This is a genomic window from Arenibacter algicola, assembly GCF_018860365.1.
Lineage (GTDB): Bacteria > Bacteroidota > Bacteroidia > Flavobacteriales > Flavobacteriaceae > Arenibacter > Arenibacter algicola_B.
The window spans coordinates 247,445-265,127 of sequence record NZ_JAHKPO010000024.1; the positions used below are offsets into that span (position 1 = coordinate 247,445).

Here is a 17,683-nt window from a genome sequence, read left to right on the forward strand (position 1 = left end):
AAAAATTATACACTTTTTGGGTACAATACCTTATATATCTGTTTGAAATGGAAAATCAGCCAGACAAAAAAAGTGGATGATAATCCAAAATGTTGACCACAAATCTATTTTACCTGATGGGCAGGTTTCAGCAGGTCGTTTACTGTTTTTACCGGATTGAAGGTCACCAAGGGAACTTCTACAAAAATGGTATTCCAGAAGGCCATGGCACCGTTCCATAGACCCGGTAGCTCCAAAGCCTTTAAATCCTTACCTTCTTTGGTCTTTTGCGTAATAAATCCTTGTTTGGTATCTACAAAATTGAGTAAATTAAATTTCTCTCCCTTATAATTTCTAACCCCACAGACCAAATCTACCGGATTAAAATGGGTAGAGTTCTTTAAGATATCGACCTGTGCCGGATTATCCATATCAACTTGTGCAGATTCAATAATTTGAAGTGAAATATGATCATGGGCATCCCTTATCCAAAACGGACCACCCCCAGGTTCGCCTTCATTCTTGACCATTCCGCAAATACGAATTGGACGGTTGATCTTATCCTTTAAAATTTCTATTTGCTGCCCTATACTAAAGCCACCGTATTTATCTGAAAATCGGACATTTAAATCCCTTTCCAAAAACAACTTTATAGTTTCCAATATTTCGGAAGTTAAATTATCCCCATCCAACACCTTGGCATATTCAAAGGCCTTGCTTTGTAATTCCAAGAGCAGTCCCGCCAATATCTTTTTGCTTCTGGCAACATCGTCGGAAAATCTTGGAACCACCACATTATCGATATTCTTTATAAAAATAATGTCTGCATCCTGATCATTCAGGTTCTCTATCAACGACCCATGACCCGCTGGTCTGAACAACAGGGAACCATCGGAATTTCTGAAGGGCTTATTGTCCAAAGTTACCGCGATAGTGTCTGTTGATGGTTTCTGGAAGGAATAGTTTACCGTAAAGGAGGTTGTAGCATCCTTTGCCACCCGCTCCCCGGCAATCTTAAATTCCTTGTTGAACATTTCGCCATGTTGCTCAGAAATGGTGAAGTGTAGATTTGCCTCATTATTTGCCTGGGCGTAGGCAACAGCCTCTTTTAAATGTTCCTCAAAAGGTGTAGCGCTATGCTTGCCATAGTCATGAAAGGGTAAAAGGCCTTTTGGGTAAAATCCAAAATCCAAGCCTTCCGGCAATAACATCTCCTTTACAAAAAGGTACTTTTCCTCATCCTTAGAGCTCGTTTTACCGGCTATACGTTTTTGAATCAGGTCATAAAAGGCAAAATTTTTGTACCCATCAAAGAAGGTTTTAACGTCCTTATCCTTGGTCCGATCCAAATAGGCCTCGAATTTTTCGGCTTTGGGATCATAGGTGTCCAGAAAATTGAACATAGCCTTGAACATTCGGGATGCAGCACCGGAAGCCGGCACAAATTTTAGAAGTGAAATCTTCTTTTTTGCATCCTCAAATTTTTTAATAAACTTTTGCTCCTCTGCCTCGGAAAATTTAAAAATTCCATCGGATACTACCGCGGCCTTTTCCAATCTCACGAAAGGAATACCTTCCTTAAATGTATCAATTTGACCAAGAACTTTTTCCTTAGAAATACCCTTTTTTTCTAATTGTTTTTTGTCTGCTTCCGTTAATTCCATTATTTTTTTAGTAGTTGGTTAATGTAGTTCTGGGCCGTTGTCAGCCGTGTTTTTTTATCACCCTTTAAGATAATAAAATTCCTGTTATATTTTTCCAAAGTATCCTTGAAATAAAGAAACATTCGTTCACGGTCATTTGGTTTATCCCTTAAATCGTCTTTTTCCCAAGGAATGTCTATGTAGGTCAAAAAATAGATATCGTAATTATTCTGCAAGGCGTAAGCCTCCAAAACCGGATCACAGTAACCCAAATAATAAGCTTCGGAATATACCTTGGTCTCCAAAAGATCCGTATCGCATATTAAAACCTCATTGGCCTTTTTGGTAAGGGAATTTTCCAATTTGATCTGACCCTCAGCAATGGGCAACAAATCTTTTGGCTCACAGGTTTTACCTTCTTTATCCCATTTATCCTGAAGGTATTCACGTGCATATTCAGGTACCCAAACAGTATTGTAATGCTCGGCCAAATCCTGGGACAAGGTGGTCTTTCCCGTAGATTCCGGACCAAATAAAACTACTTTAATAATACTTGAGGGCTCTTGTTTAAACTTTTCTTCCATGCAAGGTATCCGAAAATGGCAATAATAGTGAACAATAAATATTGCAGAGATGTAAATATAAGTCCTTTATAAAGATATAATGGAACCGATATTACATCGCCAATAATCCAATATACCCAATTTTCAAGTTTTTTCTTAGCCATGAGCCACATTCCTACAAAGAATATGGCTGTTGTGAAGGTGTCCACATAAGCTGTCCAACTATCCAACTTATCGAATACCACATATACCAGAGCAATAAACAAAATAGTAGCAGCAAATAGAACGACTGTCCATTTTTTTTCTTTGGCAGTCGTTGTTGTTATGGGAATAAAATGGGTCTCATCAACCTTTCTTGTCCATACATACCACCCGTAGACACTCATTGCAAAGTAGTAGGCATTGATCAGCATATCTCCCAATAGCCCAAAAACCAAAAGAATATATACGAACAGCCCAGTACTAAGGATCCCTGTAGGGAAAACCAGTATATTCTCGCGCATGGAGTACCAAACACTTAAAAATCCGAAAAACACCCCTACCATTTCCAAAATTATCAAATGGGTGGGAGTATCTTGGTATTGGGCAAAAATCCAATCAAAAATGGGGCTCATAGTTACTCCGGTCAGATTTTACATTTTTCAACCTTATCAAACCATTTTCCAACAATTCAATGGAAGATTTGACATTACATTCAACCGCTACAAAAGCCCTGAAGAAATATACATTATTCAATAGGTCTCCTTCTGGTGATTATGGCAAGGCTTTAATCAATCTATATTGACCAAAAATAACTGTTCCCATTAAAAATATTGGGGTTTATCAGGAAAAATACTTCTCCATTACCGTGTTTATTAGATTGATTGTCTAATAAGGAATTAACTTAAACCGATAAAAGAGAGCTGTGATATTAGGTTTTTAGATAGTGCTAAGGGGGTTATATTATAGCCCACTAATTTTTAATGGCATACACACAGGTATATCCTTCGAATTCCAAGAATATAATATCGTAATGGGAAGTTTTTCCCTTGTATAGAATGGTACCCGTAGTCTCCGAGTCGGACAAAGAAAAATCCGTAATATCTATATGATGTAAAAAACTTAGACCGTGCTGGGCATATATCTTGTACAAGGATTCCTTTGCTCCCCAAACAATGGTAAGTTTTCTGATCAAAGCTTCTGAATTTGCAACAGTTTTATATTCCTCCAAAGGAGTATACTTGTTGGCTATCCTCAGAATCTTATCGCGTTGCATTTCAATATCAATTCCTACCTCTCTGGTATCCGAAATAATAATTCCTGTAAATTCGTGGGAATGTGTAATGGAGATGAACTTGCCATCTGTCAAATGAGGTTTGCCAGCATCATCGTAAAATAGATCATGGTCTACATAGCCCTCTACCGCCAATAAATGCCTTATGCTCAAGAAACCTCTTCTATGCAATTCCGACTTCATTCCCATCATACGTTTTTGACAATGTGGCGTAAGCACAATCCCTTCAGAAAGATGGGATTCCGTTTCCTCAACTTTCCAAATCAAGACCTTAGCGTTGTCCTCAACTGTTATTGTTTTGTAAAGAGGCATTAGATTATTTAAGTTATTACTACCTTTGCAAATGCAAAAAATAAGAAAATTGTTCTATTACTAAAATAAAAATAAAAAAGGAGAAGAAATAGGCTAATCAAAGATATTCTTCATTTATATTATTTTTGATCTATACCTCCAACTTATTTGAATACGAATATGAGCAATTAACTATAACAAAAAAAGTTTATGAGTACTAAAACCATTCCTTACGTACCCTATAAAGTAAAAGATATTGGCTTGGCCAAATGGGGAAGAAAAGAAATTGAACTTGCGGAAGCCGAAATGCCCGGCCTAATGTCCTTAAGGGAAGAGTATGGAAAAGAACAGCCTCTTAAAGGCGCCCGTATTGCCGGGTGTTTGCATATGACCATACAAACAGCGGTACTCATTGAGACTCTGGTTGCCCTAGGAGCAGAGGTAACTTGGAGTTCTTGTAATATTTTCTCTACCCAAGATCAGGCTGCTGCAGCTATTGCCGCTGCTGGAGTGCCCGTATATGCCTGGAAGGGAATGAACGAAGATGAATTTAATTGGGCCATTGAACAGACCTTGTTTTTCGGGGAAGATCGCCAACCCCTAAACATGATCTTGGATGATGGGGGAGACCTTACCAATATGGTTTTGGACAAATACCCAGAATTGGCTTCAGGTATCAAAGGTCTTTCCGAAGAGACTACCACCGGTGTTCATAGACTTTATGAGAGGGTAAAAAAAGGAACCTTGCCAATGCCTGCCATCAATGTTAACGATTCTGTTACCAAATCCAAATTCGACAACAAATACGGATGTAGGGAAAGTGCTGTAGATGCTATTCGCAGGGCTACAGATACCATGCTTGCAGGTAAAAGAGTGGTAGTTGCCGGATATGGCGATGTAGGAAAAGGCACGGCAGCATCTTTCAAAGGTGCGGGTTCTATTGTTACGGTTACCGAAATTGATCCTATATGTGCCCTACAGGCAGCTATGGACGGATTTGAGGTAAAAAGAATGGATACTGTTATTGGAAATGCCGATATCGTAATAACCACTACCGGAAATAAGGATATTATACAGTCGCAGCATTTTAAGGCGATGAAAGACAAAATCATTGTGTGTAATATTGGCCATTTCGACAATGAAATAGACATGGCATGGTTGAACAAGAATTACGGCCATACCAAGGATGAAATAAAACCTCAGGTAGATAAATACACCCTTGAAGGAAAGGATATAATTGTTTTGGCCGAAGGTAGATTGGTAAACTTGGGATGCGCTACCGGTCATCCAAGTTTTGTAATGAGCAACTCGTTCACCAACCAAACCCTGGCTCAAATGGAACTTTGGAACCATAGTGACAAATACAAGAATGACGTATATATGCTTCCAAAACATTTGGACGAAAAAGTAGCCGCTTTGCACCTTTCCAGATTGGGAGTGGAATTGGAAACTTTAAGACCGGAACAGGCAGAATATATTGGGGTTACCGTTGAGGGTCCTTTTAAGCCCGATTATTACAGGTACTAGATTCCATTCTTGTTTGAAAAAATCCAAGAAAGCTTTTTAATGCAAAATCAAAATCCTTATCACACTCAAACAGATAAGGATTTTGATTTTTTAATTCCTACATCAACTTAATGAACATACTCTTAACCGGAGCTACTGGAACCTTGGGTTCTAGAGTATTATTTTCGCTTTTGGAACTTCGCTTTCAAAGTATTGAAACCATTTATCTCCCTGTTCGTAAGAAAACTTCGGTTAGTCCTGAACAACGTGTCAAAAATGTAGTATCAAGTGAGTTCGCAACAGATTTTATAAAAAAGAACCTTCCTGAAGTCTTAAAAAAAATAGTCACGATAGATGCGGAAGAACTATTAAATCCAACCTCTTTTCTAGGAAACAATAGATTGGATTATTTTATTCACTCGGCCGGTTTTGTCAATTTATCTACAGATCCTAGCGCCAAGGAGGAAATATTCAGTCAAAATTTACAGTTTACCAAAGAAATATTCAATACGTACTGCAGTCGCATTGTAAAATTTGTCTACATCAGTACAGCATTTGCTGCAGGGAATATAGGCGGATTATTGCAAAATGATTATACCTATATAAAAAACGGTAACTACCGTAACCATTACGAGGCCTCCAAACACGCCTCGGAGAAGTTTCTATTAAAGGCCGGTAAGGAAAAAAATATTCCAATTCAAATTTTGCGGCCCAGCGTTCTTGGAGGAAATATTAATGAGAGCCCAAATTATTTTATATCAAAATACATGGTCTTTTACCTTTTTGCGAAGTTTTTCCACAATAGCAATTCCAAGGATGCTATACGTATTACTACCAAAACAGGAACTGGATTAAATATTATTCCAACGGACTATGCCGCCCAGGTGATTGCCAGGGTGATTTCTACGGAAATTCAACAATTGAACATTGTTAATTCCAAAGAGACGAACATGAAAAAAGGCATTTCCAAAATATTGAAGGTAGTAGGTTTCTCTAATTTTAGTTTTACCGAAGATCAAATTGATACCTCAACGGGATTTTCTTCAAAGCTGGAAGAGTTTTACTATGAAACCATAGGACTGCATTTACACCCGTATATGACCTCTAAGCCTAACGAATGGGATACACGCCTTTTGGAGAGCATCCTGCCCATTCCCAACTACAACCTAGTGGATTATTTATCTGAAACCGTTGCTTTTGCCAAAGCCAAGAATTTTAGAAATCAGAAGTGGTAAAACAAATACATTATTCAGTAGAGTCCGTAAAAACACAAAACTCTTTCCATTGCTGGAAAGAGTTTTTTAATTTTCAATAGCTAGAATATATTAAGCTTCAAAAGGCTCAATAGAAACATAAGATTTGCCTCCAGCTTTCTTTTGGAACTTTACAAGACCATCTACCCTTGCATGCAAAGTATGATCTTTTCCTGCATAAACATTTTCTCCTGGGTTATGCTTTGTACCACGTTGTCTTACAATGATGTTCCCAGCAATGGCAGCTTGTCCACCATAAATCTTAACGCCCAAGCGTTTTGATTCTGATTCCCTACCGTTTTTAGAACTACCTACACCTTTCTTATGTGCCATGATATATTGTTTTAATTCTTGTTATTAACTTAAAGCGGCAATTAATTCAGCTTTTTTCATTGAAGAATAACCTTCAACTCCCTTAGCTTTTGCCAATTCTCTTAGCTCAGCAACCGTGTTTTTACTCAAATCCTCGGTAGCTTTTGCTTCCACCTTCTTAGGTGCTTCTGCTTTTACCTCTGCTTTTTTAGCGGCAGGTTTAGCTTCTTTTTTTGGTTCCGCCTTTTTTTCGGATTTTTTGGCTCCAGAGGCAATGATACCTTCTATTACCAATTCAGTTAAATACTGACGGTGACCGTTTTTCTTTTTGTAACCTTTACGTCTTTTCTTTTTAAAGACAATTACCTTATCACCTTTTAGGTGCTTAATGACTTTAGCCTCAACAGCGGCTCCGTCTATAGCTGGGGCGCCAATTGTAATGTTACTACCATCTTCCAACAAAAGAACGTTATCAAAGGTTACTTTGCTACCTTCTTCGTCTTGTAAACGGTGAACATACACTTTTTGGTCTTTCGCAACTTTAAATTGCTGCCCTGCTATCTCTACAATTGCGTACATAGCTTGTGTTATTTATAAATTTAAGAACAAGCCTAATATTTACTTAGGCGGGTGCAAATATACTCCTAAATCCTTAATCCACAAGTGATTTTTGAGATTTTTAAACCGATTTTCTTTTGAGGTTGTTGGAAGTCTTGAATAACTGCATAAACGAAAGGGTCAATACCAAAGAAGTAGCAAAGCCCATAATGGCCACGGTAAAGAATACAATGCCTTCAGAAGTGTTATAATCCCTGAACCATACTTTGGAGAGTTCATCCAAAAATCCCAGATTTATCTCGGTTGCATAAAAGGCGAAAAAAATTGTGAAAATCAATGTGCCTACAAAGCCAGTAACAATCCCCGCGGTAAAACCTTTGCCATAATTAAATGAAGGCCCTTCCTTTACCCTAAAGTATTTTATGGCTTCATATATTCCGAAGCCAGTTATTACACCATTAAAAAGACTATAAAAAATATTGGTGTGAAGATTAAAAAGAGACAACAATAAGAAATAGGCGATTAATGAGCCGCTAACAGCTATGCCAAACCTAATAGGGAGTGCAAATTGTTTCATTGTATAGAATTTTTAGGTTATGCATTTAATTTACAGAATTTTAATGATTTATGCACGGAAATTAACATGGAATTGATTTTATAGTCCATTTTACCCTCGAAACCTATGGCCCCACTTTGTAATCACCGTATTTAATGGCCAAACAGACCCTTCCTTTCCCGAAAGGATGTTAATGAAATTGGTGTTATTGGGATCACGGACAGTTTTTGGATCAATTATCACGGAAATTATTCATGTATGCCATATAATCCCCATCGATTTTCAGGAGAATGGGATCCAAATCCCGTATAAAAAGTTCACAATTCAGTATCTTTGTTATCTTAAAAAGTATTGGTGCCGGCTATATAAAAAACCGTCTGCCCCATTAAAATTTAACTTAAAAGGCTACTTTGGCCACCTGTAATAGCAATAAACTTTATCTGATGACAAAAAAAAATTTAATCCTTATTCTATCCGTAATAATTGCGGTTGCCTACTCCTGTAAAGACCAAAACAAGGAGAATTCACAAATGAAAAGCGTAATGGCTGTTCATGATGAGGTAATGCCCAAAATGGGGACTATAGGCAAATTGGTGTCACAATTGGACGAAAAAATCACGAACGATGCCTCCTCCGACGATTATGTAGCCGCAAGGGAAGAATTAAAAGCAGCACACAAGGCCATGATGGACTGGATGAAGGGCTTTGGCGATCGTTTTGATGGGGATGAGATACTGAACGGAAAAGCATTGACGGAAGAAAAACAAAAATGGCTGGATGAGGAAGAGGCTAAAGTAAACGCCCTTAAGGATCAAATAAATTCCAGTATTAAGCAGGCGGAAGATTTATTGCAAAGCAATTAGGGAATTGTTACTCCTTCCAGCGTAAGGATTCTATAATTTTACGAATATCCTTTTGCAAATGTACGGCTGCAGGCAAGATAGAATCATAATTAGGTTTGGCATAAAAATACAATGACCCGGTTACGAAGTGTTTCGTGCTGTCCGTTACATAAAACTGGGATTGTGAGGCTGCATTGCCCTTTACTTCATAATACATTCCATATACCTTATGGGGTTCGTTGACAACGGGTTCCTCATAAATACCGTCGGCCTTCACAACATGCTCGTAGCTTAATTTTTGGGCATCGGTAAGGAGTTTGTCCAAATTGCCGTTCACTTCCTTATAATTAATAAAAATAGAACCTTTCATAAGGGGATAGTCTAATGTAAAAGAGGTATTGGATTCGGATTTTAATCTGGCCATTTCATTGTACTTGATAGAAAAGTGCTCTGTTTCCAATACTTCTTCCTTAGCAGAAGGATATTCCAACCTAAGCATTGCCTTGGGCTTCGGCAAAACATTGTCCTCACAAGCCGACACAAGACATAACAACAATATAAGTAGTCCGATATTAAGCTTCATGTGGCAATGTAATTTTTATTTGTTTCAAACGCTTTTTGTCCAGGCTCTCCACGACAAATTGATAATCCTTGAATATTACCACCTCTCCCCTTTTGGGAAAGCTTCCGGCAATCTCCAAGACAAAACCCGCAACTGTTTCAGATTCCCCTTTTTTCTCCTCAAAATCATCCTCATCCTCAATTTTGGCCACTCTATAAAAATCCTTCAAAGCCGTTTTGCCATCGAAGACGTAGTTAAAATCGTCCAGTTTAGAGAAAATTAAATCCTCATCATCAAATTCATCACTTATATCCCCAACTATTTCCTCTATAATATCCTCAAGGGTTACTATCCCGGAAGTGCCTCCATATTCATCAACAACAATGGCCAAATGATTTTTCTTGGTCTGGAAATCCAGTAACAAATTGTCCAATTTTTTGTTCTCCGGGACAAAATAAGGCTCCCTGATCAAGGACATCCAATTAAAGGTTTTTCGGTCTATGTAGGGCAAGAGATCCTTAACATAAAGTACTCCTAAAACATTATCCATATTTTGAGAAAAAACCGGAATCCTGGAATACCCATGTGTTTTTATCTCCGCCAAAACTTCCAGGAATTTCATTTCCTCATTAAGGGCAAAAATATCAATCCTGGGACGCATCACCTGTTTGGTATCCGTATTTCCAAAAGAGACGATCCCCTCCAGTATTTTTTGTTCCTCTACGGTAGTATCCCCCTCCGAAGTGAGCTCCAATGCCTGGGACAAATGGCCCACGTTAAGATTGGATTTCTGTTTGCCCAATTTATTGTATAGGTATATGGTAGCCGACCTCATTGGCAAACTTAAAGGCGAAAATAGGAAATCCAACAACTTTAAAGGAAAGGCCATAAAAAAGGCGAAGGTAAATCTGTTGCGATTGGCATAAACTTTGGGCAAAATCTCCCCAAACATCAAAATTAAAAAGGTGACCACTACTACCTCCAGAAGAAAGCGCACCGGAACAAGTCCCAAAACAACATATGTAATGTCGGCAAAAATGGTGTCGCCAATGTTATTGAACAATAATACCACCCCAATATTTATAGCATTGTTCGCAATCAATATAGTGGCCAAAAGTTTTTTGGGACGATCAAGGAGCGTAACAATGATTTTTCCTTTGGCAGTCTTTTTTTCCTCTATCCCGTTAACATCGGTTTGTGAGAGGCCAAAAAAAGCGACTTCAGCCCCAGAAATAAGGGCAGAAAAAGACAACAAAATAAAAAGTAATGCGATTTTAAGAGCAAAACCGCTATCGATTGCAATAAAATTCAATAATAAACTAAGGGGGTCTGGGTCCAATAGTCAGTCTTTAAATTTAATTAGTCTAGAATGGTAAATCATCTTCCTCTTCAGGTCCGTTGTTACCTAACGGCTCGTTAACCTTATTTGTTGTGGCAGATGTACCCTGTTGTGGTTGATTCTGGTTACTTGATTGGGCATTGGCCATACTTTCTTTTTTTGTGGTCAAAAAAGTAAAATCCTGAACATGCACCTCGGTAGTATACCTGGTGTTGCCATCCTCCCCTTGCCATTGACGGTTTTTAAGTCTACCTTCCACGTAAATTTTATCCCCTTTACTAAGGTATTTTTCGCAAATTTCAGCGGCCTTGTTCCGCACCACAATATTATGCCAATCCGTATTGGTTACCCTTTCCCCTGTCTGCTTATTGGTATAGGTCTCATTGGTAGCCAACGGGAATCTCCCTATGCAGTTTCCACCTTCAAAAAAGTGAATTTTAATCTCATCTCCCAAATGCCCGATCAGCATAACTTTATTTAGTGTTCCGCTCATAACTCAAAGTAAAGTTCAAAAGTACTAAATTTTAAACGTTTTTATAAAATCTGCAATTAAAACTGGAACAGGATATTTATGAAGTTCAGCTATTTGTATTCCATTTTCAAGTTTGGATTCAAAGGTGATGATCCAAAACCTAGTATGCAAATGTTGGTGTGAAAGTTTATGAACTATTTTACTTTCATTATAAAGGTAAATTTCGGAGGGCTCCTCCAACGCTACCAATTCTCTCAAATTACCCGCAACTTCTCCCTGATCTATATACTTATCGGTTTCCAGCAATGGAAATTCATATAAATTTTGCCAAATACCATTTCCTTTTCGCTGTTGCAATAAAGTCTGGTTATTTTCATCTACCAATACCAGGTAATTAAAATAACGATCACGGACCTTATTCTTTTTTATTTTTACCGGAAGGCTGTCTATGTGGTTAGTTGCAAGGGCCAGACATGATTTCTGCAGGGGACAGCTACTGCAGTCCGGATTCTTGGGAGTGCATTGCAGGGCGCCAAATTCCATAATTCCCTGGTTGTAGTCCCTTATATTTTCGACATCCATAATATCTTTGGCCAATTCTTTAAAGTACAAAATGCCTTCCGAACTGTTTATGGGCAGGTCTATACCATAATATCTGGCCAAAACCCTATAGACATTTCCATCTACCACCGCCTCTGGCCGGTCAAAACAAATTGAAGCTATTGCAGAGGCCGTATAATCGCCAATACCTTTCAATTGCATCAGCTCTTTATAGGTATTTGGAAATTTTCCTTCATATTTTTCAGTAATTATTTTTGCAGTGGCAAGTAAGTTTCTGGCCCTGGAATAATACCCCAAACCTTGCCACAACTTAAGCACCTGTTCTTCCGATGCAGCGGCCAAATCCTGTACCTTGGGAAAAGCCTCCACAAACTTCAAATAATAAGGTATACCTTGCGCTACGCGGGTCTGTTGGAGCATAATTTCCGACAGCCAAATACGGTAAGGGTCATTGGTGCTACGCCAAGGAAGAAGCCTTTTATTTAGCTCGTACCACTCTAAAATAATTCTGGAAAAGTTCATTTACTTGGGCCTAATTTACAAAAGTAATGGTTTACCAACTTAAAATTAAGTTCCTTAGCAATGAAAGATTGAATTTAATTCATATATTTGCATCCCGAAAAAAAATTCTTTAGAAATTTATTTAGTTAAAATGACGAAAGCGGAAATTGTAACGAAAATCTCAGAAAAACTGGGAATTGAAAAAGGAGATGTACAAGCAACTGTGGAATCTTTCATGGATGAGGTTAAAACATCTTTAGAAAGCGGAGACAACGTATACTTAAGAGGTTTCGGCAGTTTTATCATTAAAACAAGAGCTGAAAAAACAGGTAGGAACATTTCCAAAAATACTACCATTAAAATCCCCGCACACAACATCCCTGCCTTTAAACCGGCCAAGGTATTTGTAGAAGGTGTAAAAAGTAATGTACAAGTCAAATAAAATAATATTAATCTTAAAAAGTAGACCTCTATGCCTAGTGGTAAAAAAAGAAAAAGACATAAGGTAGCTACCCACAAGCGTAAAAAACGCCGGAGAGCTAACCGACACAAGAAAAAGTAGTTGTTACAACTACTTTTTCCTTTTATACGTTCCTTGACATAGAAATTCATAAAAGAATTTCGACGGGTTTATACAACCTGTACAAATTATTGTTTAATCATTTGTCCCCACTTGATATATTGAGTGGTGGGATGAATATAAATTAATTCAGGTGAATAGAGAATTAATCGTAAGATCTAGTTCCAATGCCGTTGATTTTGCCTTGCTAAAGGATGGAAAACTCACTGAATTACACAAAGAAGAAGACAGTAACGACTTTGCCGTTGGCGATATTTTAATTGCCAAGGTAAGAAAACCGGTAACTGGACTAAACGCAGCCTTCGTAAATGTAGGGTATGAGAAAGATGCCTTTCTACATTACCACGATTTGGGGCCGCAACTAGCTTCTATGTTGAAATTCATTAAAAAAGTTAGCACTGGAAAACTTAAGGACTACTCTTTAAGTAATTTTCAGTTTGAAGAAGATATTGACAAAAATGGTAGCATCACCGATGTTATTAAAGCCAATCAATCCTTACTCGTACAAATAGTAAAGGAACCCATTTCCACAAAAGGACCACGAATAAGCTCTGAACTTTCCATAGCTGGCCGATACTTGGTCATGGTCCCTTTTTCCGACCGCGTTTCCGTTTCACAAAAAATTGAAAGCAAAGAAGAAAAAGACAGGTTAAAAAGACTCGTTAGGAGTATTAAACCAAAAGGGTTTGGCGTTATTATCCGAACAGTAGCAGAAGGCAAAAAAGTAGCAGAACTAGACAAAGATTTGCAGAATTTACTGAACAAATGGTCAGTAATGTGCAATAAGATCCAAAGAGCACCGCATCCGTCCAAAGTTTTGGTAGAGCTTACAAGGGCTTCTTCCATTCTTAGGGATGTTTTTAACGATTCCTTTACCGGAATCTATGTTGATGAGGAAACGCTTTTTGAGCAAGTAAAAGATTATGTGCATGAAATTGCACCGGAAAAAGAATCTATTGTAAAATTGTATAATTCTAATGTTCCCATATTTGAAAAATTTGGGATAGAAAGACAAATTAAAACTTCGTTCGGCCGTACGGCCTCCATGAGCAAAGGTGCCTATTTAATTATTGAACATACCGAAGCGCTTCACGTTATAGACGTTAACAGCGGTAACCGTTCCAATAAGGCCAAAAATCAGGAAGACACAGCCCTAGAAGTAAATTTATTGGCCGCCTCTGAAATCGCAAGACAATTACGTCTGCGGGATATGGGAGGAATCATCGTGGTAGACTTTATCGACATGGGTAAAGGCGAACACAGAAGACGCCTTTTTGATCACCTTAGGGATGAGATGAAAGACGACAGGGCCAAACACAAAATACTACCCCCAAGTAAGTTTGGACTTATACAAATTACAAGACAACGGGTTAGACCCGAAATGAACATTAAAACAAGTGAGGAAAACCCCAATGGCTCCGGTCAGGAGGTAGAAGCTCCAATTGTTTTGATCGACAAGATAAATGCAGATCTGGAAAAACTCTTAAAAGGTCCGGCAAAAGATAATGGGATTACATTAAACATACATCCATTTATTGCCGCCTATTTAACCAAAGGGTTTCCATCTATACGTTCCAAATGGTTTTTGGAGCACAAAAGATGGGTTAAGATTCAACCCAGGGATGCCTATACGTATCTTGAATATCGTTTTAAGAACAAAGACGGTAAAACCATATACTAACAAAAAAGCGACTTCCAAAACGGAGTCGCTTTTTTTGTTTTAACACATAAAATTACTCTAGAGCATTAATCTACCCTTGGAGTAACAATTATATTCCTAAATTCTATAGGACCGTGATCCCCTTGAAAGTACAATGGTCCTGGCTCACCTTCCTTGCTGTCCAAAGCTCCACCGGTAATTCCAGGGATAATTTGGTCACTGATCACCGTAGTTCCGTTAGCCACTACGGTTACCCTTCTACCGATCAAGGTAATATCATATTCCTGCCATTCTCCTGCAGCCTTGGCCACAACCTCATTTGGGGTCAGGAAGCCGTATACGCCACTATATTCCACATCCGAAGGTTCTGCCCCCTTACTGTCGGTAATCTGTACCTCATAGCGTCCTCGTAGGTAAACCCCACTATTACTTCCCTTGGGATACTTAAATTCCAAATGCAATTTAAAATCGTTGAACTTTTGTTCGGAAACCAAATTGGAACCGGATTTAGGACTTTTTAGCACCCCTGATTCCACTATCCACTGGTTTTCTCCCATAGCCTGCCATCCACTTAAATCCTTTCCATTGAATAATTTAATAGGCTTGCCCCACTTTGGATTTTTGGTATACTCCAATTTAGGGGCACGTGTAGCCACCCAATTGTATGTTTGGCCGTTGGTATATAACATGGTACCTTTTAGGACATCACCGGTCATACTTCCTTCAAATTCCATATAACTATCACCACTTTCCCATTGCGGGGGAATGGCAAAACTAAATTTTCCGTCCTTCATTTTTACCTCGGCAATTGGCCGGGCACTACCCATGGCATAAACAAACCGTCCTACCAAAGTTCGGGAACCGGAATGGCGGATTTCCAACCAAGAAGGAAGTTCCTCCCCATCTTGGGAAATAACCATATCCCAACGCCCCTCTATTGAGTTTATTTGTTGGGCAAAGGACAAAGTAGTAAAAGCCAATATAAAGCTCAATGCTACTAAACACATTTTAAATTTATTATTCATTATAGAGATTGTTTTTTATGAGGCGTAAATATAATTACAATATGCCTACTTCACCAATTAACAACCCCAAAATAACCTCACTAATAGCCTAGGATCTTTAGGGCCTTGAATAAAATAACGGGCTAGATTTATCAATTCCACAAACCACCGTATATTTACAGAAATACTCCACAGAATTAACTGGAGCAATTGACCATCCAGATCCTTATTTACCAAATGATAACTCCTAAAAATTCCTATACCGTAGATGAAGCCACCAAGAAATTGGAAGGGTATTGCGCCTATCAGGATCGCTGCCATAAAGAGGTGATTTCCAAATTAAGGACAATGAATATGATTCCTGAGGCCATAGACGTCGTTGTGGGACATCTTATTAAAGAAAATTACCTCAACGAGGAACGCTTTGCCAGAAGTTTTGCCCGGGGAAAATTCAATATTAAAAAATGGGGAAAAAATAGAATTGAAAATGAATTGAAGTATAGGGAAATCTCCAAATACAATATAAGGTTGGCCATGCAGGAAATAGACTCCAAAGAATACTTAAAAACCTTTAATGCCCTTGCCAAAAAACGTTTGGCAGAAATAAGGGAGAAAGACCTACAAAAACGCCGTAAAAAACTCGCCGATTATCTTTTGTACCGAGGGTGGGAAAGTGGAATGGTGTATGAAAAAGTATATGAACTAGTTCCCAACAAATAAAATAGACCTTCAGCCCCCTCCTTGTGGAAAGGGCCAAGGATCGTATATTTTAATTAAGATTAAAAGAAGCCCCGATGGTGAATACAAACTGATTGTGCAGTTTTTCGGCCGCTGTTAAGGTATCTGTATTATATTTTGCCAGTGGTGTGTTTAATTCGGAAAATACACCAAAGCCATCGCTAAAAAAGTAGCGGATACCCAAATGACCTCCAAAATTTTTAAGACTTAAGTCCAATCCGGGATAAATATCCACATTGTCCCCCAATTGAAAAACACTGCCCAAATTGGCATTGAACCTTGCCCTTAGGTCTATTCTGTCCCCAAAATCGGCATCGATCAATTCTGCCACCCCCAATACATAGGAGGACGCCAGGCCAAGTGAAAAGTTTTCACCCAAACCATAATCATAAGTCAATACAATTCCGGTACCATTATCCTGAAAATTGGTCCCTATCTGAAATTTCATATCTTCCCTACCTTCAAAAGCCTGTGCATTAACAGATGACACAGCCAAAACAAATACCAATGCAAGCAATAATTTTCTCATAATTAACTTCTTAATAAATTTTATTTAAAGGGGACAAAGATATTCCTTTCCTTAGACATAATACCTAGGACAACTGTTTATTTGTCCTTTCTATGGCCTGTTCATTCTTCCAATCTATCCACTCCTGACCTTTTAATTTTCGCATAATATTATCATAATAACGCATGACCAATACATTGTAGAAGGCCCGTCCCAAATTCGCCGGATTTCTTGCTATTGCCCTTAAACTCATGGAAAAACCCGGAGTGATATATTTCATATAATGCCAATACCCTTCAGGCATATACAACACTTCGCCATGTTCCAAACGGGTTTTAAACCCCGAGGCATTTTTTAGTGCGGGCCACTTTTCATAATCGGGATTCGAAAAATCTATGCTCTCATGGGTAATCAAAGAATGTGGCACTTTATACAAGTACTTATTTTCGGACTGGGGAAATAGAATAACCTCTTTTATTCCAGCGAAATGAAAATGAAAGATATTGGCAAGATCAATATCGTAGTGCATAAAGGTATGGGAATTGGCACCTCCAAAAAAAAGCATGGGCAGGCCCTTCATTAAGTTCAGGCCAAAATCAGGAAAAGAATAATCCTTCTGCAGCTCTGGTACCTCTTTAAGAATATTCCATAAAAAAATGCGATATTTTGTAGGCTCCCTTTGCAAAAGGTCCAGATAATGGGACATTTTCATGGAGGCATGGGGCTCGTTAAATCCGTCTTTATGATGTACCGGGCGATCATCATATAACGGAACCGTTTTATTACCGGCCACCTGCCTCATATATTCAAAATTCCATTTGGTATAGGCCGGCCATTCCTCAATACACTTTTCTATGACCACAGGTTTCTGTGGCCTAAAATAGTTATTGAGAAACTCTTCTTTGGTAATATTCGCTACCCTTGGAATCTCTTTTAAGTTCAATATAACTTGATTGATTAATCTAGCAAAGTTAAAAAAACC

20 protein-coding genes are annotated in these 17,683 nt (G+C 38.3%); 6 read left to right on the forward strand and 14 right to left on the reverse strand.

What is annotated here, in order from left to right; genetic code table 11:
* Nucleotides 1-104: 104 nt before the first annotated feature.
* From KO529_RS19695 to KO529_RS19710, 4 genes are all read right to left on the reverse strand, one after another.
* Nucleotides 105-1,643 (reverse strand): DUF4301 family protein, encoded by a 1,539-nt coding sequence (locus KO529_RS19695; protein WP_215949566.1) that lies wholly within the window; start codon nucleotides 1,641-1,643, stop codon nucleotides 105-107.
* On the reverse strand, nucleotides 1,643-2,206 hold the full coding sequence (locus KO529_RS19700) for an AAA family ATPase (RefSeq protein WP_215949567.1): 564 nt from the start codon (nucleotides 2,204-2,206) through the stop codon (nucleotides 1,643-1,645). The genes KO529_RS19695 and KO529_RS19700 overlap by 1 nt, the downstream gene beginning before the upstream one ends.
* Nucleotides 2,161-2,799 (reverse strand): nicotinamide riboside transporter PnuC, encoded by a 639-nt coding sequence (gene pnuC, locus KO529_RS19705; protein ID WP_215949568.1) that lies wholly within the window; start codon nucleotides 2,797-2,799, stop codon nucleotides 2,161-2,163. The genes KO529_RS19700 and pnuC overlap by 46 nt, the downstream gene beginning before the upstream one ends.
* A gap of 338 nt (nucleotides 2,800-3,137) precedes the next feature.
* Complete coding sequence (locus KO529_RS19710) at nucleotides 3,138-3,770, reverse strand: 4'-phosphopantetheinyl transferase family protein (RefSeq protein ID WP_215949569.1); 633 nt, start codon at nucleotides 3,768-3,770, stop codon at nucleotides 3,138-3,140.
* Nucleotides 3,771-3,959: 189 nt separating this feature from the next.
* Between KO529_RS19710 and ahcY the strand changes: the two genes are divergently transcribed.
* Nucleotides 3,960-5,276 carry an adenosylhomocysteinase gene (ahcY, locus tag KO529_RS19715; protein WP_215949570.1) on the forward strand — a complete coding sequence of 439 codons (1,317 nt, stop codon included), beginning with the start codon at nucleotides 3,960-3,962 and terminating at the stop codon, nucleotides 5,274-5,276.
* A 110-nt stretch (nucleotides 5,277-5,386) separates the two neighbouring features.
* Nucleotides 5,387-6,490 carry an SDR family oxidoreductase gene (locus KO529_RS19720; RefSeq protein ID WP_215949571.1) on the forward strand — a complete coding sequence of 368 codons (1,104 nt, stop codon included), beginning with the start codon at nucleotides 5,387-5,389 and terminating at the stop codon, nucleotides 6,488-6,490.
* A 90-nt stretch (nucleotides 6,491-6,580) separates the two neighbouring features.
* On the opposite strand, the gene rpmA is transcribed toward KO529_RS19720, so the two are convergent.
* The 3 genes from rpmA to KO529_RS19735 form a co-directional block, all read right to left on the reverse strand.
* Nucleotides 6,581-6,841: a 50S ribosomal protein L27 gene (gene rpmA / locus KO529_RS19725; RefSeq protein WP_031445623.1), complete on the reverse strand. Its 261-nt coding sequence runs from the start codon at nucleotides 6,839-6,841 to the stop codon at nucleotides 6,581-6,583.
* A 24-nt stretch (nucleotides 6,842-6,865) separates the two neighbouring features.
* Nucleotides 6,866-7,399, reverse strand: coding sequence for a 50S ribosomal protein L21 (gene rplU, locus KO529_RS19730; protein WP_111622451.1), 534 nt, complete (start codon nucleotides 7,397-7,399; stop codon nucleotides 6,866-6,868).
* Nucleotides 7,400-7,499: 100 nt separating this feature from the next.
* A complete protein-coding gene (locus tag KO529_RS19735) occupies nucleotides 7,500-7,955 on the reverse strand; it encodes a DUF4199 domain-containing protein (RefSeq protein WP_215949572.1) in 456 nt (151 codons plus the stop codon).
* Nucleotides 7,956-8,377: 422 nt separating this feature from the next.
* On the opposite strand from KO529_RS19735, the gene KO529_RS19740 reads away from it, so the two are divergent.
* Entirely contained in the window at nucleotides 8,378-8,797 is a 420-nt protein-coding gene (locus KO529_RS19740; protein ID WP_215949573.1) for a hypothetical protein, read from the forward strand.
* A gap of 7 nt (nucleotides 8,798-8,804) precedes the next feature.
* On the opposite strand, the gene gldD is transcribed toward KO529_RS19740, so the two are convergent.
* From gldD to mutY, 4 genes are read right to left on the reverse strand one after another with little or no spacing between them, the layout of a single operon-like run.
* Nucleotides 8,805-9,359, reverse strand: a complete 555-nt coding sequence (gldD, locus tag KO529_RS19745) for a gliding motility lipoprotein GldD (RefSeq protein WP_215949574.1) — start codon at nucleotides 9,357-9,359, stop codon at nucleotides 8,805-8,807.
* Entirely contained in the window at nucleotides 9,349-10,677 is a 1,329-nt protein-coding gene (locus KO529_RS19750; protein ID WP_215949575.1) for a gliding motility-associated protein GldE, read from the reverse strand. The genes gldD and KO529_RS19750 overlap by 11 nt, the downstream gene beginning before the upstream one ends.
* Before the next feature lie 25 nt (nucleotides 10,678-10,702).
* Complete coding sequence (locus tag KO529_RS19755; RefSeq protein WP_215949576.1) at nucleotides 10,703-11,170, reverse strand: single-stranded DNA-binding protein; 468 nt, start codon at nucleotides 11,168-11,170, stop codon at nucleotides 10,703-10,705.
* Nucleotides 11,171-11,194: 24 nt separating this feature from the next.
* Nucleotides 11,195-12,232, reverse strand: coding sequence for an A/G-specific adenine glycosylase (gene mutY / locus KO529_RS19760; RefSeq protein ID WP_215949577.1), 1,038 nt, complete (start codon nucleotides 12,230-12,232; stop codon nucleotides 11,195-11,197).
* Nucleotides 12,233-12,362: 130 nt separating this feature from the next.
* Here mutY and KO529_RS19765 point away from each other — a divergent pair, with 130 nt between their 5' ends.
* The gene (locus KO529_RS19765; protein ID WP_031445631.1) at nucleotides 12,363-12,653 is read left to right on the forward strand and encodes an HU family DNA-binding protein; all 291 of its coding nucleotides are present in this window, start codon (nucleotides 12,363-12,365) and stop codon (nucleotides 12,651-12,653) included.
* Between the two features lie 271 nt (nucleotides 12,654-12,924).
* Nucleotides 12,925-14,472, forward strand: coding sequence for an Rne/Rng family ribonuclease (locus KO529_RS19770; protein WP_215949578.1), 1,548 nt, complete (start codon nucleotides 12,925-12,927; stop codon nucleotides 14,470-14,472).
* 65 nt (nucleotides 14,473-14,537) lie between these two features.
* On the opposite strand, the gene KO529_RS19775 is transcribed toward KO529_RS19770, so the two are convergent.
* Nucleotides 14,538-15,476: a family 16 glycoside hydrolase gene (locus KO529_RS19775; RefSeq protein ID WP_247095929.1), complete on the reverse strand. Its 939-nt coding sequence runs from the start codon at nucleotides 15,474-15,476 to the stop codon at nucleotides 14,538-14,540.
* 216 nt (nucleotides 15,477-15,692) lie between these two features.
* On the opposite strand from KO529_RS19775, the gene KO529_RS19780 reads away from it, so the two are divergent.
* Nucleotides 15,693-16,175, forward strand: a complete 483-nt coding sequence (locus KO529_RS19780) for a regulatory protein RecX (RefSeq protein WP_215949579.1) — start codon at nucleotides 15,693-15,695, stop codon at nucleotides 16,173-16,175.
* A gap of 49 nt (nucleotides 16,176-16,224) precedes the next feature.
* Here the strand turns inward: KO529_RS19780 and KO529_RS19785 are convergent, their stop codons facing one another.
* Complete coding sequence (locus KO529_RS19785) at nucleotides 16,225-16,722, reverse strand: DUF6646 family protein (protein WP_215949580.1); 498 nt, start codon at nucleotides 16,720-16,722, stop codon at nucleotides 16,225-16,227.
* A gap of 64 nt (nucleotides 16,723-16,786) precedes the next feature.
* Nucleotides 16,787-17,644, reverse strand: a complete 858-nt coding sequence (locus KO529_RS19790) for a cupin-like domain-containing protein (protein ID WP_215949581.1) — start codon at nucleotides 17,642-17,644, stop codon at nucleotides 16,787-16,789.
* Nucleotides 17,645-17,683: the final 39 nt, after the last annotated feature.

Bases quoted from the DNA above. Each gene is read 5' to 3' on its own strand.
- KO529_RS19695 (WP_215949566.1), bottom strand. From the start codon at position 1,643: ATGGAATTAACGGAAGCAGACAAAAAACAATTAGAAAAAAAGGGTATT.
- KO529_RS19700 (WP_215949567.1), bottom strand. From the start codon at position 2,206: ATGGAAGAAAAGTTTAAACAAGAGCCCTCAAGTATTATTAAAGTAGTT.
- pnuC (WP_215949568.1), bottom strand. From the start codon at position 2,799: ATGAGCCCCATTTTTGATTGGATTTTTGCCCAATACCAAGATACTCCC.
- KO529_RS19710 (WP_215949569.1), bottom strand. From the start codon at position 3,770: ATGCCTCTTTACAAAACAATAACAGTTGAGGACAACGCTAAGGTCTTG.
- ahcY (WP_215949570.1), top strand. From the start codon at position 3,960: ATGAGTACTAAAACCATTCCTTACGTACCCTATAAAGTAAAAGATATT.
- KO529_RS19720 (WP_215949571.1), top strand. From the start codon at position 5,387: ATGAACATACTCTTAACCGGAGCTACTGGAACCTTGGGTTCTAGAGTA.
- rpmA (WP_031445623.1), bottom strand. From the start codon at position 6,841: ATGGCACATAAGAAAGGTGTAGGTAGTTCTAAAAACGGTAGGGAATCA.
- rplU (WP_111622451.1), bottom strand. From the start codon at position 7,399: ATGTACGCAATTGTAGAGATAGCAGGGCAGCAATTTAAAGTTGCGAAA.
- KO529_RS19735 (WP_215949572.1), bottom strand. From the start codon at position 7,955: ATGAAACAATTTGCACTCCCTATTAGGTTTGGCATAGCTGTTAGCGGC.
- KO529_RS19740 (WP_215949573.1), top strand. From the start codon at position 8,378: ATGACAAAAAAAAATTTAATCCTTATTCTATCCGTAATAATTGCGGTT.
- gldD (WP_215949574.1), bottom strand. From the start codon at position 9,359: ATGAAGCTTAATATCGGACTACTTATATTGTTGTTATGTCTTGTGTCG.
- KO529_RS19755 (WP_215949576.1), bottom strand. From the start codon at position 11,170: ATGAGCGGAACACTAAATAAAGTTATGCTGATCGGGCATTTGGGAGAT.
- mutY (WP_215949577.1), bottom strand. From the start codon at position 12,232: ATGAACTTTTCCAGAATTATTTTAGAGTGGTACGAGCTAAATAAAAGG.
- KO529_RS19765 (WP_031445631.1), top strand. From the start codon at position 12,363: ATGACGAAAGCGGAAATTGTAACGAAAATCTCAGAAAAACTGGGAATT.
- KO529_RS19775 (WP_247095929.1), bottom strand. From the start codon at position 15,476: ATGAATAATAAATTTAAAATGTGTTTAGTAGCATTGAGCTTTATATTG.
- KO529_RS19780 (WP_215949579.1), top strand. From the start codon at position 15,693: ATGATAACTCCTAAAAATTCCTATACCGTAGATGAAGCCACCAAGAAA.
- KO529_RS19785 (WP_215949580.1), bottom strand. From the start codon at position 16,722: ATGAGAAAATTATTGCTTGCATTGGTATTTGTTTTGGCTGTGTCATCT.